At 49.6% G+C, this 14,684-nt stretch carries 17 protein-coding genes; 10 read left to right on the top strand and 7 right to left on the bottom strand.

Annotated elements, in window-relative coordinates; genetic code table 11:
• Positions 1-23 precede the first annotated feature (23 nt).
• Together IY568_RS22800 and IY568_RS22795 are read left to right on the top strand one after the other, a co-directional pair.
• Positions 24-503: a hypothetical protein gene (locus tag IY568_RS22800; protein ID WP_228553531.1), complete on the top strand. Its 480-nt coding sequence runs from the start codon at positions 24-26 to the stop codon at positions 501-503.
• Between the two features lie 86 nt (positions 504-589).
• On the top strand, positions 590-1,276 hold the full coding sequence (locus IY568_RS22795) for a flagellar brake domain-containing protein (protein WP_010384831.1): 687 nt from the start codon (positions 590-592) through the stop codon (positions 1,274-1,276).
• A 35-nt stretch (positions 1,277-1,311) separates the two neighbouring features.
• Here IY568_RS22795 and trkA read toward each other — a convergent pair whose 3' ends face one another.
• Genes trkA through def form a run of 4 tightly spaced genes read right to left on the bottom strand, consistent with a single transcriptional unit; the run spans position 1,312 to position 5,489 of the window.
• A complete protein-coding gene (gene trkA / locus IY568_RS22790; RefSeq protein ID WP_010384830.1) occupies positions 1,312-2,688 on the bottom strand; it encodes a Trk system potassium transporter TrkA in 1,377 nt (458 codons plus the stop codon).
• Positions 2,689-2,705: 17 nt separating this feature from the next.
• Positions 2,706-3,989 (bottom strand): 16S rRNA (cytosine(967)-C(5))-methyltransferase RsmB, encoded by a 1,284-nt coding sequence (gene rsmB / locus IY568_RS22785; protein WP_194868793.1) that lies wholly within the window; start codon positions 3,987-3,989, stop codon positions 2,706-2,708.
• Positions 3,989-4,933: a methionyl-tRNA formyltransferase gene (gene fmt / locus IY568_RS22780; RefSeq protein ID WP_194868792.1), complete on the bottom strand. Its 945-nt coding sequence runs from the start codon at positions 4,931-4,933 to the stop codon at positions 3,989-3,991. Before fmt ends, rsmB begins: the two co-directional genes overlap by 1 nt.
• Positions 4,934-4,979: 46 nt before the next feature.
• Positions 4,980-5,489 carry a peptide deformylase gene (def, locus tag IY568_RS22775; RefSeq protein WP_125561199.1) on the bottom strand — a complete coding sequence of 170 codons (510 nt, stop codon included), beginning with the start codon at positions 5,487-5,489 and terminating at the stop codon, positions 4,980-4,982.
• A 116-nt stretch (positions 5,490-5,605) separates the two neighbouring features.
• On the opposite strand from def, the gene IY568_RS22770 reads away from it, so the two are divergent.
• The 6 genes from IY568_RS22770 to hemF all read left to right on the top strand — a co-directional run bounded on the left by IY568_RS22770 (position 5,606) and on the right by hemF (position 10,565).
• Positions 5,606-6,727 (top strand): LysM peptidoglycan-binding domain-containing protein, encoded by a 1,122-nt coding sequence (locus IY568_RS22770; protein ID WP_194868791.1) that lies wholly within the window; start codon positions 5,606-5,608, stop codon positions 6,725-6,727.
• A 65-nt stretch (positions 6,728-6,792) separates the two neighbouring features.
• On the top strand, positions 6,793-7,872 hold the full coding sequence (gene dprA / locus IY568_RS22765) for a DNA-processing protein DprA (RefSeq protein WP_194868790.1): 1,080 nt from the start codon (positions 6,793-6,795) through the stop codon (positions 7,870-7,872).
• Positions 7,873-7,874: 2 nt separating this feature from the next.
• Complete coding sequence (locus IY568_RS22760) at positions 7,875-8,348, top strand: DUF494 family protein (protein WP_010384823.1); 474 nt, start codon at positions 7,875-7,877, stop codon at positions 8,346-8,348.
• A 140-nt stretch (positions 8,349-8,488) separates the two neighbouring features.
• Positions 8,489-9,058, top strand: a complete 570-nt coding sequence (locus IY568_RS22755; RefSeq protein WP_125561205.1) for a type I DNA topoisomerase — start codon at positions 8,489-8,491, stop codon at positions 9,056-9,058.
• Entirely contained in the window at positions 9,055-9,630 is a 576-nt protein-coding gene (locus tag IY568_RS22750; RefSeq protein ID WP_125561207.1) for a Sua5/YciO/YrdC/YwlC family protein, read from the top strand. The genes IY568_RS22755 and IY568_RS22750 overlap by 4 nt, the downstream gene beginning before the upstream one ends.
• Before the next feature lie 5 nt (positions 9,631-9,635).
• On the top strand, positions 9,636-10,565 hold the full coding sequence (gene hemF / locus IY568_RS22745; RefSeq protein WP_194868789.1) for an oxygen-dependent coproporphyrinogen oxidase: 930 nt from the start codon (positions 9,636-9,638) through the stop codon (positions 10,563-10,565).
• A gap of 55 nt (positions 10,566-10,620) precedes the next feature.
• Here the strand turns inward: hemF and IY568_RS22740 are convergent, their stop codons facing one another.
• A complete protein-coding gene (locus IY568_RS22740) occupies positions 10,621-12,228 on the bottom strand; it encodes a methyl-accepting chemotaxis protein (protein WP_194868788.1) in 1,608 nt (535 codons plus the stop codon).
• A gap of 103 nt (positions 12,229-12,331) precedes the next feature.
• Positions 12,332-12,793 (bottom strand): group II truncated hemoglobin, encoded by a 462-nt coding sequence (locus tag IY568_RS22735; RefSeq protein WP_125561213.1) that lies wholly within the window; start codon positions 12,791-12,793, stop codon positions 12,332-12,334.
• Between the two features lie 29 nt (positions 12,794-12,822).
• Between IY568_RS22735 and aroE the strand changes: the two genes are divergently transcribed.
• Entirely contained in the window at positions 12,823-13,644 is an 822-nt protein-coding gene (gene aroE, locus IY568_RS22730; protein ID WP_125561215.1) for a shikimate dehydrogenase, read from the top strand.
• Positions 13,641-13,880, top strand: coding sequence for a DUF1488 domain-containing protein (locus IY568_RS22725; RefSeq protein WP_194868787.1), 240 nt, complete (start codon positions 13,641-13,643; stop codon positions 13,878-13,880). The genes aroE and IY568_RS22725 overlap by 4 nt, the downstream gene beginning before the upstream one ends.
• On the opposite strand, the gene IY568_RS22720 is transcribed toward IY568_RS22725, so the two are convergent.
• The gene (locus IY568_RS22720; protein ID WP_125561220.1) at positions 13,866-14,414 is read right to left on the bottom strand and encodes a gamma carbonic anhydrase family protein; all 549 of its coding nucleotides are present in this window, start codon (positions 14,412-14,414) and stop codon (positions 13,866-13,868) included. The genes IY568_RS22725 and IY568_RS22720 overlap by 15 nt on opposite strands.
• Positions 14,415-14,684 lie beyond the last annotated feature (270 nt).

Genomic DNA, 14,684 nt, shown 5'->3' with positions numbered 1-14,684 from the left:
GAGGAATGGCCGAGATGTTTGCCATGTCACATCAAAATAAACATAAAGCAATTCAAGCAGGGATGATCAGCCGGGTAAACCTGTCTGACGGCGCCAGTGACTTAACTGAATGTGTGGCTCAGCTTAACCAGTATATGAGTGGAACCGGGTGCTTACAGTATGATAGTTGCCTGCCATCTGCTCACGGAAGTGTCCCACTACAGCGTGACGATGGCGTCGAAGCCGGAGAGTGTGTGATCGGTATTATTTCAGAAAATGCATTGTGGCAAACACGTACTTTGCCTCCTCTGGTGCTCAAAGAACACACTGGACGGCTAACACACACTGATCATGAGCACATGCTGGGTATTACCTTTATTACAAAACGTAATGGTGAACCTATGCTGTTCTTTACCGAGCATTATGAACAACACCTGGCTCTGAGTACGCTCGAAGTACAAAGCCGTATGATGACGCTCAGAGATGCAGCAATTTTGCTGAAAGGATATTTACAACAAGGGTAACCCTGTTCCTGTAATGGGTTTTTCACCATTATAATAATTGTATTTTGCTGCTACACTATCAGCAGAGTAGTTAGCAGGGTTACAAGATGTTGAAGCGTAAAACGCAACGGAGCAGGAAGCACTTAACGCAGATCCCCGCAGGCAGTTTGATTGATATTGAAATCGTCATGCCAGCCAGCCGGAAACGCGTCCGTACTGAGTTTATCGGGGTGCTTGAAGATCAGTATATTATTTTAAATTATCCCAACCCTAAGCGACTCGGCGCGGCGGCTGATTATGTGAAGACGGGGACGGAGATCATTGTCCGGGCCCTGCCTGAAGATAGCAATGGGCAGATCATTGCTTTCAAAGAGACCATTAAAGCCATTAGTAATCACCCCGCGCGGCTTATTTTTCTTTACTATCCCCATGAAGTACAAACCTATCAGCTACGCGCTCAAACTCGCGTACCAGCGTTAATCCCTGCTATTTTGCAGTTGCCCGACTACAATGAAGTGGGCGTGATCAAAGACATTTCGCTGTCGGGTATGATGTTTGATATTCAAAAAGAACACCTGCCTGACGATCTGGAATCAGAAAACTGTGAAGTATTGATTGAAGGTAAAGACGACAATGCGTCTGCTATCAAAGGTAAAGTGTGCCGTATTATTGAAAGTGCAGAGGGCAATGTGTCGTTGGGGATCCAGGTCGTGGGCCCGGATACGACGATCAAAGCGGTGTTAAAAGACTACCTGATAGACTTGTCTATCCTGTCTGAAGAAGACGAGCACTAGCTGACCAAACCAGTTGGTCAGCCAGGGCCTGAGCATTACACAAACAGTGCACTGACCTGGAAGAGCTTTTCAACCACGCCAATCTGTTTTTTGTCGATCAGGAACATGATGACATGATCTCCTGAGAGGATGATGGTGTCATCGTGGGCTATCAGTACTTCGTCGTCACGAACTATGGCGCCAATGGTGGTGCCTGCTGGTAACTTGATGTCCCGAATGGCGCGGCCAACTACTTTTGAGGTGTTCTCGTCGCCGTGTGCAACGGCTTCAATGGCTTCAGCAGCGCCCTTACGAAGTGAGTAAACGTTTACTATATCACCACGCCTAACGTGGGTAAGCAGAGCTGAAATGGTCGCTTGTTGAGGTGAAATCGCAATGTCGATTTCCCCTCCCTGTACCAGGTCAACGTACGCGCCTCGCTGGATGAGCACCATGGTTTTCTGCGCGCCCATGCGTTTGGCGAGCATGGCAGCCATGATGTTGGCTTCGTCGTCGTTGGTGACCGCAATGAACACATCAACCTGTTCAATATGTTCTTCGGATAACAGTTCCTGATCAGACGCATCACCACAAAAGACCACAGTGTTGTCGAGCATTTCTGACAAGGATGATGCCCGGTCATGATTACGCTCGATAAGCTTAACACTGTGATTTTTTTCTAATGATCTGGCCAGACCGGCACCGATATTACCGCCACCGGCGATCATAATTTTACGATAAGACCGTTCGAGTTTTTGCAGCTCGTTCATGACCGCACGGATATGTTTAGTCGCCGCAATGAAGAACACTTCGTCGTCGGCTTCTATGACCGTGGTACCCAGTGGTTTAATGGCTTTACCTTGACGGTAAATGGCCGCGACTCGGGTATCCACATTGGGGATATGTTCCTTCAGTGCTGACAGCGCATAGCCAACCAGCAGACCACCATAGTAAGCTTTAACGGCCACCAGAGATAACATACCCTCGGCAAATTGCAGCACCTGCAATGCGCCAGGGTAATCGATCAGGCGGCGAATATAACGGGTAACCAGTTGCTCCGGCGCAATATAGTGATCGACCGGCAAGTCATCGTTATGAAATAGCTTTTCCCGATACTTCAGGTATTGCTCAGAGCGGATCCGGGCGATTTTAGTGGGCGTATTAAAAATACTATATGCCACCTGGCAGGCGATCATATTCACTTCATCCGAACTGGTCACCGCAATGACCATATCGGCATCTTCGGCACCGGCTTGTCTGAGCACATCCGGGTGGGCACTGTGTCCAGTTACGCCTTGCAGATCATACTTGTCCTGCAATTCCCTTAATCGTTCTCCGTCAATGTCGACAACGGTAATTTCATTCTGTTCGCCGACCAGGTTTTCGGCCAGTGTACCGCCGACTTGTCCGGCACCTAAGATGATGATTTTCATAAGTTAGTTAAGCGCTATTATTGTTTTTTCAGCCGTGCGTAATAAAAGCCATCAGTATGACCTGGTAGCAGTTGCAAACCAGGTGCGTCCGGCGTGTCCCGTTCATGCAATGGCGTGAGTTGAGCATCCGCTGTGCGTGATAAAAACGCGGCTACTTGCTCTGTGTTTTCCTGAGGCAAAACGGAGCACGTGGCATACACTAAGGTCCCGCCGGGCTTAAGTAACGGCCAGATTGCATCCAGAATACGGGCTTGTAAAGTTGCCAGCTCATCAATGTCGGTGGCACGACGCAGCCATTTGATGTCCGGGTGTCGACGGATCACGCCAGTTGCTGAGCAGGGCACATCTAATAAAATGCGATCGAACTGTTCACCTTGCCACCAGGTATCTGGTGCGGCCGCATTGGCTTCAAGGCACTGCGCACTGAGATGCAGACGCTGCAGGTTTTCGTCAACGCGTTTCAGGCGCTCGCCATCGGCATCCAAAGCAATCACATTGGCATCGGCTAATTCGAGAATATGACAGGTTTTGCCTCCTGGTGCGGCACAGGCATCCAGAATATGCTCGCCGTCTTGCGGTGCAAGCAAACGGGCGGCCATTTGCGCTGCTGCATCTTGCACTGAGCTGGCACCTTGAGCAAACTCAGGCAATTGTTGAACATCAACAGGTTTGGTCAGCAAAATGCCATCTGCAAAGTCCGCATCCAGGGTATGGGCAATGCCTTGTGCATCAAGACGCTCTGCATAATCTGCTGTGGTTGATTGACGCTGGTTAACGCGTAGCCACATAGGTGCCTGTTGCTGATTGGCTGTTAAAATTTCTTCCCACTGCTGTGGGTAAGCGGCTTGCAGTTTCTTAATGAACCAGCCCGGGTGGTTGTACCGACAGACCGGGATTGCATTGGCGCTGGCTTCTAACGTGTCCTGAGCACGTTGGAAGTTACGTAGTACTGCGTTGATTAGCCCCTTTAAACCTGGTGCCTGTAGTTTATTGGCTGCATTGACCGTTTCTGCCACTGCGGCGTGAGCAGGCACGCGCATATGTTGCAACTGATAAATACCCACGTATAACAAAAACTGGAATACCCGGTTTTTACCTTTGAGTGGTTGCTCGAGCAATTGCTGGCAATAGTGTTCCAGACTGGGCAGGTGGCGTAAAACGCCATAGCAGATCTGTTGCAACAGGGCGCGATCTTTCACTGGCAGCTGACGGCTGGCATAAGGCAGTTGGGTTGTCAGGGACTGGCCTTTATCAACGACCTGAAACAGAGTTTGCGCGGCGAGCGCGCGTACATTGGCCATCAGGCACCCACCTGGCTACCGGGGGCTACCCAGTCGCTGCGGCCATTCAGGAAGTCTTGTGCCGACATGGGCTTTTTACCTTGCGGTTGGAGCTGTGTGATGGTTAGTGCTTGCTCACCACAGGCGATAGTGATCCCGTTCTTGTCGGCGCTGAGTACTTGTCCGGGTGTGCCTTTCTGAGAGACAACCTGGGCTTGCCAAATTTTAACTGTCTGGCCCTGCATCTGGGTGTAGCATACTGGCCAGGGGTTAAAGGCGCGAATGTTACGCTCAATTTGCAGTGCGTCTAGTTGCCAGTCAATATTGGCTTCTTCTTTAGAGAGCTTTTTGGCGTAATTGGCCTGGGCGTCATCCTGTGGCTCGGCGTTCAGCGTGCCAGCAGCCAGTTTATCCAATGTGGCAACCAGCGCGCCCGGTCCGAGCTCGGCCAGCTTGTTATACAGGCTGGCACTGGTTTCGTCTTCATCAATCGGGCAGGTAGCGATGTGCAGCATGTCGCCGGTGTCCAGGCCTTCATCCATTTGCATAATGGTCACGCCGGTTTCTTTATCGCCTGCCCAGATGGCACGTTGGATTGGGGCTGCACCACGCCAGCGTGGCAGAATTGAACCATGGACATTCAGACAGCCCAAACGAGGTGTGTCCAGAATGGCTTTAGGCAACAGTAGGCCATACGCTACCACCACCATTACGTCGGCATTCAGTGCAGCAAGTTCAGCCTGTGCGTCGTCAGACTTGAGTGATTGTGGTTGGTAGACGGGCAGATCGTGTTCCAGTGCCAGAGTTTTCACTTCGCTGGCTTTGAGTTTTTTACCGCGGCCGGCGGGGCGGTCTGGTTGGCTGTAAACAGCGACAACGTCATGATGTGATGCGATCAGTGCAGCCAAATGCTTGGCAGCAAAATCCGGGGTGCCCGCAAAGACAATACGCAGAGATTTGCTCACTTGAGGTTCCAGTTAGGTAGTATATTGATAGTCGGTAACGACACGCTTACGCGCGTGCCGCCAGTTTGGCTTCTTTTTCGATTTTTTTGCGGATCCGCTGGCGTTTTAGCGGCGACAAGTAATCGATGAACAACTTGCCCTGCAGGTGGTCTAGTTCGTGTTGCACACACACGGCCAGTAAGCCGTCGGCGTCAAACTCATAGTTTTCACCATGCTCGTTAAGTGCTTTAACCGTCACCGTTTCTGCGCGATCCACTTTGGCATAGGAGTAAGGCACTGATAAGCAGCCTTCTTCACTGATGGTAGAGCCATCTTTTGCGATGATTTCCGGGTTGATCAACACACGCGGTTCGTCGCGCTCTTCTGAGACATCGATCACCACAATACGCTGGTGAATGTCTACCTGCGTAGCAGCAAGGCCAATACCATTTTCTTCATACATAGTTTCCAGCATGTCTGCGACGATCTGACGGATCTCGTCATTTACTTCGGCAACCGGTTTTGCAACCGTGCGCAAACGTTCATCTGGAAAACTCAGTACTGCTAACTTAGCCATAGATACCTTTTACACTTGAATTAAATGGGGTAATGTATGCTCTTATTTTAGCCATTCACGTTCCCCTTTAACAGGTTTTGGTGGATAATATCGAAAAATAACTCAAGGAAGCCTGCATGAAATCTCATATTGCCGCCCTTTTGCTGGCAACGAGTGCTGTTTTTCCTGCCCTAGCACAAACGCTGGCGGTAAAAACCAGTGCGCCCGAGCGTTATGTTGTTAAGAAAGGGGATACCCTTTGGGATATTTCTAGTCTGTATCTGAACAGTCCCTGGAAGTGGCCTGCATTGTGGCAGTGGAATCCACAGATCCAGAACCCGCATCTGATTTATCCGGGGGACGTGTTATCGCTACATTACGACAGCGAGGGTAATCCGCGTCTAAGCCTGGCTAAAGGGGTACGTCGGTTATCCCCTCAGGTTCGTGTTGTAAGCGATAAAAATCAGGCCATACCTACCTTGCCATTGGCGGTAATGGAACCGTTTATGCGCTTTGAACAAGCGATGGCTGAAGGCGACTTTGCGCAATTGCCTATGGTGCTGGGGTCAAACTTTAATTATAAAATGAACATAGAAGGACACCTTTTATATGTAAAAGGGGATCTCCCCCGGGGTGGCAACTATGGTATCTACCGCAAAGGAGATGCTTACCGTGACCCGGATAACGGCGCGATATTGGCCTATGAGTCGATTCTGGTCGGAACGGGCCGGGTGATAAGGACAGGCGACATTGAGGCAGGTCAGCCAAGTACGGTAAAAATAGAATCAGTACGCCGGGAAGTGAAACCCAGTGATGTGTTGATGCCCATCTCCAGCGGGCAAAGTTACTCGGCTAACTTTAAAATGACTCAGCCTGTTCAGGCCATTTCTGGCAATATCATTGCTAGCAGTAATAAACTGCGAGAATTCAGTACCATGGCGGTGGTGGTTATCGACTTAGGTCGTAAAGATGACCTGCAAGAGGGGAATGTACTTGCAATTCATCGTCAGTCTCCTACAGTGATTGAAAGTGACGCGGGCCCAAGTTATGTCGAGGATGCCAGCAGCCTGGATAAGGTGATCACCGAAGTCAGCGAATGGTTTGGTGAAGGGAATGACGAAGACAGCGTCGTCTGGCATATGCCACAGGAAAAAGTGGGTGAACTGATGCTGTTTAAAGTATATGACAACATTAGTTATGCCATGGTCACTAAGACCCGACAGCCCGTAAGAGTGGGAGATTCAGTTAGCAGTCGTTAATCTTCCTCGCCTACATAAAGCTGATTGAATTAAGCACAGTAACTGGACAGGCTCAAGGAGGGAGCATGACAACACTGGATTTACGGCACAGTCTGGCACTGAGACTATGCCCAGGGTTGGGGAGTCGCACACTGGAGCGCGCGACTCAACACCTCTCACCTGCCGAACTCTTTGTTGCCACCGCCACCACATTGCGCGAGTTTGGGCTATCTCAGGATGCTGTTCATTATCTGCAAGCGCCAGACTGGCATAAGATAGATACTCTGATCCAGCAATGTATTGCGCAGCATATTCAGTTAGTTGGTTATTTTGATACTGCGTATCCCCCGCTGTTAAAACAGATCAGTAGTGCCCCCTTGATGTTATTTTGCAAAGGTCGATTGTCTTTGCTGTCTCAACCGCAAATTGCCATTGTTGGTAGTCGTAACGCCACAGCCACCGGATTAGATATAGCCAGGGAGTTTGGTCGCTCGCTCAGTGACGTGGGTATGGCGGTGACCTCTGGTCTGGCAAGAGGCATAGATGGCGCGGCTCATCAGGGGGCGTTGAGTCAGGGGGGACCGACTTTGGCTGTGCTTGGCACCGGTGTTGATGTGATTTATCCGCGACGACATCATCGCTTGTATCAGCAGGTGGCTGAGCAGGGCCTGTTGATCAGCGAGTTTTTGCCTGGTAGTCAGGCCAGAGCCGAGCACTTTCCGCGTCGTAATCGCATTATTTCCGGATTGTCGTTGGGGGTGCTTGTGGTTGAAGCTGAAATAAAAAGTGGCTCTTTGATCACCGCGCGTTATGCTCTGGAGCAGAACAAAGAAGTGTTTGCTGTGCCCGGGTCGATCAGAAACCCCTTGTCTCAGGGGTGTCATTATCTGTTAAAAGAGGGCGCAAAACTCACCGAGCGAGTTGATGATATTCTCGAAGAGGTAAGATTTTTCTCCGAAAACGGTCTATATATAGTAGAAAGTGACAAAAAACAGGAGCACTGCCCCGTATTGCAACATCTCGGCTTTGAGGTAACCAGTGTAGATACCTTATCGCAGAGGACCCAGTGGCCAGTAGAAAGGGTGCTTGCCAGACTGCTGGACCTTGAGCTTGAAGACAAAGTAGAACGCGTACTAGACGGCTACATCAAATTAGCGAGGGGTTAATTATGTTTGATATCCTAATGTATTTATTCGAAAACTATATTCACAGCGAAGCGGATATCTTCGTCGAACAAAACGAACTCACAGATGAACTGGTCGGGGCCGGTTTTAATCAAGACGAGATTTACAAAGCACTGGACTGGCTTGAACAACTGGCCGATTTACAACAATCTGATGAAATTCCCTATTTAAACGCCCGCCCGGATAGCGCGATCCGGATCTACACTGAGCAAGAATGTGCCATGCTGGACATCGAATGTCGGGGCTTTCTGATGTTTGTTGAGCAAATCGGGGTGATAGATAGCACCACGCGTGAAATGGTCATTGACCGTTTATGCGCGTTGGATAAGAAGGCCATCTGTCTGGACGATCTGAAGTGGGTGATCCTAATGGTACTGTTTAATGTCCCCGGTAAAGAGCATGCCTATGCGCAGATGGAAGACCTGATCTTTGAAGAGCCAACCGGCCCGTTGCACTGAGTTTCTCTTATTCTATCCCGAAAGGCGATGTCGTTAAGTCAGGCAGATTGCCTGACTGACGTAACTGTGTTCCTTATATCACGTTCCCTTGATACTATTATAGGCGCAAACCAAAGGGGTGAAGTGGACGGGGACTTGTTATGAGTAAAATAGATCATTCATTGTTTAATGCAGACCAGCATGCCCTGGAACGGGAATATGAAGTATGTCCTAAATGTGGCTCCGAATTGGTGATCAAACACAGTAAATCAGGTCCTTTCCTTGGATGTGCCAGCTATCCGGCGTGCGATTATATTCGCGCCATCGCCCACCATGATAACCACGACATTAAGGTGCTTGAAGACAGTGCCTGTCCTTTATGTAGCGAACCTTTAGTGGTGCGCAATGGCCGTTACGGGATGTTTATTGGCTGTACCGGCTATCCTCAGTGTCATTATATTGCCCATGATGAAGAGCCGGAAGAAGCGCCGGGCCCGCCTTGCCCCAAATGCCACAAAGGCACATTACATAAACGTAAAAATAAGTATGGCAAGTTTTTTTACGCCTGCGATACCTATCCACAATGCAAGTACAGCGTTAACCATCCACCGATAGCACATCCTTGTGAGGCCTGTGGCTGGCCCGTCATGGTGCAAAAACACCGGGGTGGAAAAGCTGTGCTACAATGCCCGCAGAAAGTTTGTCAGCATACAATTGAGGAGCCTCAGTGAGCGAACAAGACACGCAACGCCAGTTACCCCAAAATGCCGTCGAAGCATTACAGCAAGGGGGGCTGATCTGTTACCCGACCGAAGCGATTTTTGGTCTGGGCTGTGATCCCGATAACGAACAAGCCGTCCATGCGCTGTTAGCACTGAAAGACCGCCCGGTAGAGAAAGGGCTGATCCTGATCGCCGATAATTTTGCACAGTGCCTGCCGTACGTTGATGACAGTAAAATTCCGCAGGATAAACGTGCCGAAATATTTTCCTCCTGGCCAGGCCCTGTGACCTGGTTGTTGCCAGTCAAGGCGACAGCCCCAGAGTGGGTGACCGGCGGCAACCCAAGCATTGCAATTAGAGTGACCGATCACCCTGTCGTTAAACAGCTGTGTCAGACATTTGGTAAACCGATTGTTTCTACCAGTGCGAATTTTAGCGGCGAAGAGCCAGCCAAGACGCTGGCTGAGGCTGAGGCTGCTTTTGGTGATCGAGTGGCATTTTATCAGGCGGGCGAATTGGGTAAGCAAACCAGCCCAAGTCAGATCCGTGATGCCCTGAGTGGCAAAATCATAAGGAGTTAACGACCTTGAGTCAGGTGAACTTAGAGTCCGTTAAAGCGTTCTTACTCGCCCTGCAGGACGAAATATGCCAGGGTCTGGAGCAAGCGGATGGCAGTGGCAAGTTTATAGAAGATGCGTGGCAGCGCGAAGAAGGCGGCGGTGGTCGTACTCGTGTGATGCGTGACGGTGCAGTAATCGAGCAGGGGGGAGTAAACTTCTCTCATGTTTATGGCGCGTCAATGCCAGCATCCGCAACTGCACATCGGCCTGAACTGGCGGGGCGCAGCTTCCATGCCTGTGGTGTGTCTTTGGTGATCCACCCCAAAAATCCACACATCCCAACCAGTCACGCGAATGTGCGTTTCTTCATTGCCGAAAAAGAAGGTGAAGAACCCATCTGGTGGTTCGGTGGTGGGTTTGACTTGACGCCTTTCTATCCTGTACTGGAAGATGTTAAGCACTGGCATAGTGTGGCTAAGGCACTGTGTACGCCGTTTGGTGAGCAGGTCTATGATGAGCATAAAAAGTGGTGTGATGATTATTTCTACCTTAAACACCGTAAAGAAACCCGGGGTGTGGGTGGCTTGTTCTTTGATGACCTAAACCAGTGGGGTTTTGATACCAGCTTTGAATATATGCAGGCGGTTGGCAAAGGTTTCCTGAAAGCGTATGTGCCTATCATGGAGAAGCGCAAAGACACGCCATTCAATGAAGCACAACGTCAGTTCCAGTTATATCGTCGTGGTCGCTATGTGGAGTTTAACCTGGTCTGGGACCGGGGTACTTTGTTTGGTCTGCAAACGGGTGGGCGAACAGAGTCTATTCTGATGTCCATGCCACCATTAGCTCGCTGGGAATATGACTTTACGCCAGCCGATGATGCACCAGAGGCTATGCTGTATAAGCATTTCCTGCGTCCGCGAGACTGGTTGGCAATGACCTCGTTAGAGGACTAGCTCAATGACTTAATAAAAAAGGCGCCGACGGCGCCTTTTTTATTTCAGGACCCGGTTATTCAAGCCGGAAGCTGCGTACTTGCTCATCTAAAGAGCGGGCCAGTTCAAGTAGGTTTTCACTGATCTGCTTGCTGCCATGAGCATCAATTAAAGATTGCTCTGCGTTGTCACGAATAGCGACCACACTCTGATTGATCTCCTCTGCGGCCAGATTCTGTTGCTCCGTCGCATCGGCAATTTGCACATTCAGTGCGTTAATCTCATGCATCTGATTAGAAATATCTTTGAGTGCCTGTGCGACCTGTTTCACTTGCATGGCGCGATCATCGGCTTCCTCACAAGACGCACTCATGGCGCTCACGGTTTGCGCTGCTTCATTTTGTAGCTTGTCGATGGTGCGTTTGATTTCGTCCGTTGAGTCATGCGTGCGGGTCGCAAGGGTACGGACTTCGTCGGCAACCACAGCAAACCCGCGGCCTGCTTCTCCGGCACGCGCCGCTTCGATAGCCGCATTCAGCGCCAGCAAGTTAGTTTGTTCGGCAATACTGCTGATCACTTCCAGGACTTTACCTACCTCTAAGGTCTGAGTCTGCAGCTGACTGACCTGATCGGCTGCCTGGCGTACATCACGTGCCAGCTGATTGATGCTCTGCTCCGTATGTTCCGCAACCGCCATGCTTTGCTCGGCCAGGTGATTACTGCTATCGGACTTTTCAGAAGCAAAGTGGGTGGTATTCTTTACCTCGCTGGACGAGCTTTCCAGTTCATTGATAGCGGCAGCGACTGAATCAGTGCCTTGTTTCTGTTCCTGAATGGCCTGCTCTGTGGTGTCAGCAGCGTTGTAGATTTGCTCAGCTGATTGGATCAGGACATGGGATGAGGCTGATACCTGGGCAATGTTATCTTTAAATGAGGCCATCATCTTATTAAAGTTAATGGCTAGCCGACCCAGTTCATCGTCTATAGTATCGTCGATACGTAATGACAGGTCCTTATTCTGGGTGGCCAGGCGCATCGTACGACCCAGTGTTTTCAGTCGGACAATAAAGAGCTTACGGAAGATGATACCCAGAATGACAAAGGTGGTGGCAAAGATGCCGGTCAGCAAGCCTGTGCTGATCCAGGTGTTATTGTGTACGGTATCGTCAATGTCTTCGAGTGAGTAACTAATGCGCACCGCACCCAGCACCTCACCTTCTTGTGCCTGATGACACCCTAAGCAGTTAGTCCCTTTATAGTTTTCTCTTGCCACCATTGGCTTAAGGTAGGTCATGATACGCTTGCCGTCACGCTGTTCAATGACCAGTGTTTCCTCACCTTGTAATGCCGCCCGCTCTGCGTCGCTGGTGGGTTGCTGGTTAGGATTACCCATGCCATATAGCTTGTTAATTTTATCGCCCCGAATGATATGCGCATCTTCAATATTATCGTGATTGCGCATCTTATCGCTGAGGATCTCACGGTTTGCCATGGTGCCCGTGAGCATCATGGTGTTGATCGAATCGAAATAGTTGTCTGCCAATAAGCGAATATTGGTCTCGACGGTTTCTTCGGCCAGTTGTTTTTGTTGGCTGGAGTTACTTAGTATACTGGCGATGAGTACCAGCACGCCTGTAATGGCAAGTAACGCATAAATTTTATGTTGAATGGATTTCACACGCATCGCACCTTAAAAAAGCTGAGCCGTTATTATGCGTGTTTAGTAACCAGACCAGTTTGACTTAGCGCAAAAAATTATTGCGCTAATTTAATATAAAATTAATACTTTAGTCGTGATTTATCATGTGAGTGGCTAATTGAGCCAGCGATTTTCGCAACCCTTCTCGTAACAAAGGGTTGTCCACTTCCAGATCCAGTGCCTTGTCCATGCAATACATCCACTGATCGCGCAGGTCTTTATTTATCGTAAACGGCATATGGCGCATTCTAAGTCTGGGGTGGCCATATTGCTCCGCAAACAAGTCTGGGCCACCCAGCCAGCCTGATAAAAACTCAAAAAACACCTGACGGATGCGATCCAAGGGTAATGGATGCATATCGTATAGAGGTTTTGCGTAAGGGTCACTTTCCATAATGTCATAGAAACGGTTAGCCAGTGCTCGGGTCCCAGTTTCACCGCCTATGATCTCGTAGGGTGTTTTCTCGGGCGTTGGTGCCTGGTGTGTTGTACCTGAGGATTGATTGTCACTTGCATCTTGGTTAAAGATGCGTTTAATTAACTGCTTCATATAACATCACTATATAGTTAGGCTGTTCAATGGATAAATACGCGGTTTTTGGAAACCCGATTAAGCATTCTAAATCTCCTGCCATTCATACGCAATTTGCTGGTCAGTTTAATTCAGTCATCGAGTACCGGGCTATACTGGCCGAGCTCCCTGAGTTTGAAGCGGCCGTTACGACTTTTTTTGCCGAAGGAGGCTTGGGTGCAAATGTCACGCTGCCTTTTAAAGAGCGAGCATATCAATTGGCCGGGCAGTTGACGGAACGGGCTCAATTAGCCGGTGCGGTCAATACTTTGTTGCCGCAACCAGATGGGGCATTGCTGGGTGATAATACAGATGGTGCAGGACTCGTTGCTGACTTATTGCGCCATACCGAGACTTTATCAGGTGCCAGCATTCTGTTGATTGGTGCGGGAGGTGCTGCTCGCGGTTGTGTGTATCCGCTTTTGCAGGCCGGGGTAGCAAGTGTTGTGATTGCCAATCGCACCGCGGAAAAAGCGCAGCAACTTGCGCAGTTGTTTTCTGACTATGGCAATGTTCAGGGGGTGGCACTGAATGAGGTGCCTGTGCAGAGCTATGATCTGGTGATCAATTCAACGTCGTCGAGTGTGACAGGTCAGGTGCCTGATATCGACCCACAGCATGTGAGTACCTGTATGCTGGCATATGACATGTTCTACAGCGATCAGCAAACTGCCTTCTTAGCCTGGGTTGCTACTCACAATGCAGCAGCAGAGTGTGTAGATGGTATGGGGATGCTGGTAGGGCAGGCGGCTGAAGCGTTTGCCTTGTGGCGAGGCCAAACACCAGAGGTAGCGCCTGTGCTTAATGCAATGAAAGAGGGGAGCCTGTGAATCAGCAAATCCTAATCAATGATGATATTCACTACGATGAGACCCGGCAATGTTTGATTTTCACGGCCATGGTGTCGGGGATGCTGGTTTCTTGTGTGATTGCGACCTCCCTAACCAAACAACAGGCCCTCACGCACTTTAAAGCACATCAGTTTGATTATGAAATGCAAGCCGAGCAGCTAATAGAAGAGGAGGCGTACTCGGCACAAGGAGAAATCGAGTTAGTCCAGCTCTGAGAGGTAGTCATCCTTTAGCTCGACATAGTTCTGCGCCGATGTTTTGAGAAACGCTATCTCCTGCTCGTTGAGTGGACGAGCTTGTTTAACCGGGCTGCCTACATACAGGTAGCCCGATTCAAGACGTTTATTAGGGGGGACTAAAGCACCGCCACCGATGATCACATCGTCCTCTACGACAACATTGTCCATAACTATCGCGCCCATACCGACCAGGATGCGATTACCCAGCTGGCAGCCATGTAACATCACTTTGTGACCAACGGTAACATCATCTCCAATGATCAAAGGGTAACCATCCGGGTTTCCAGCGCTTGATCGCGTAAGGTGCAATACACTGCCATCCTGAATATTGGTGCGTTGACCAATCCGGATATAATTGACATCGCCTCGTGCAGCCACTAAAGGCCAGACACTGCTGTGTTCACCCACTTCGATATCACCAACCAGAACGGCGCTTTCATCCACATACACGCCGGTGGCTAGTTTTGGGGTTTTGCCTTTATAACTTCTGCCTTTGTACTTATTTGTCATTTTAGTATCCCTTTTTTACTTGCTATTACCGATAGTCTCAGTGATAAGTCCCAGTGTAGAGCTTTGCCTTGTAGAACTCCAGCCTCAAAAAAGTGCAATATTGCATGTTTTACATTCACTTTTACTGGGTTTGGTGTGATTTTTGTCCGAACGCGCTGTTTTTCTCACTTTTCTTCAAAAAAGGGGTTGCGCTGAGTTTCGATTTCCCTATAATGCGCATCCACCGACACGGGGCACAACGCTGAAAAGCAACGAGCCAACGAGTTGGGA

The organism is Pseudoalteromonas sp. PPB1, assembly GCF_015356275.1.
GTDB lineage: Bacteria > Pseudomonadota > Gammaproteobacteria > Enterobacterales > Alteromonadaceae > Pseudoalteromonas > Pseudoalteromonas rubra_D.
The sequence above is the reverse complement of the archived record's forward strand: the minus strand, read 5'-3'. Positions and strand labels throughout refer to the sequence as shown.

What these genes read in the sequence shown, in the direction of transcription:
- IY568_RS22740 (WP_194868788.1), bottom strand. Translation starts at nt 12,228, where the DNA reads ATGCGTGTGAAATCCATTCAACATAAAATTTATGCGTTACTTGCCATT.
- IY568_RS22795 (WP_010384831.1), top strand. Translation starts at nt 590, where the DNA reads ATGTTGAAGCGTAAAACGCAACGGAGCAGGAAGCACTTAACGCAGATC.
- IY568_RS22760 (WP_010384823.1), top strand. Translation starts at nt 7,875, where the DNA reads ATGTTTGATATCCTAATGTATTTATTCGAAAACTATATTCACAGCGAA.
- IY568_RS22735 (WP_125561213.1), bottom strand. Translation starts at nt 12,793, where the DNA reads ATGAAGCAGTTAATTAAACGCATCTTTAACCAAGATGCAAGTGACAAT.
- IY568_RS22800 (WP_228553531.1), top strand. Translation starts at nt 24, where the DNA reads ATGTCACATCAAAATAAACATAAAGCAATTCAAGCAGGGATGATCAGC.
- def (WP_125561199.1), bottom strand. Translation starts at nt 5,489, where the DNA reads ATGGCTAAGTTAGCAGTACTGAGTTTTCCAGATGAACGTTTGCGCACG.
- IY568_RS22755 (WP_125561205.1), top strand. Translation starts at nt 8,489, where the DNA reads ATGAGTAAAATAGATCATTCATTGTTTAATGCAGACCAGCATGCCCTG.
- IY568_RS22770 (WP_194868791.1), top strand. Translation starts at nt 5,606, where the DNA reads ATGAAATCTCATATTGCCGCCCTTTTGCTGGCAACGAGTGCTGTTTTT.
- rsmB (WP_194868793.1), bottom strand. Translation starts at nt 3,989, where the DNA reads ATGGCCAATGTACGCGCGCTCGCCGCGCAAACTCTGTTTCAGGTCGTT.
- trkA (WP_010384830.1), bottom strand. Translation starts at nt 2,688, where the DNA reads ATGAAAATCATCATCTTAGGTGCCGGACAAGTCGGCGGTACACTGGCC.
- aroE (WP_125561215.1), top strand. Translation starts at nt 12,823, where the DNA reads ATGGATAAATACGCGGTTTTTGGAAACCCGATTAAGCATTCTAAATCT.
- dprA (WP_194868790.1), top strand. Translation starts at nt 6,793, where the DNA reads ATGACAACACTGGATTTACGGCACAGTCTGGCACTGAGACTATGCCCA.
- IY568_RS22720 (WP_125561220.1), bottom strand. Translation starts at nt 14,414, where the DNA reads ATGACAAATAAGTACAAAGGCAGAAGTTATAAAGGCAAAACCCCAAAA.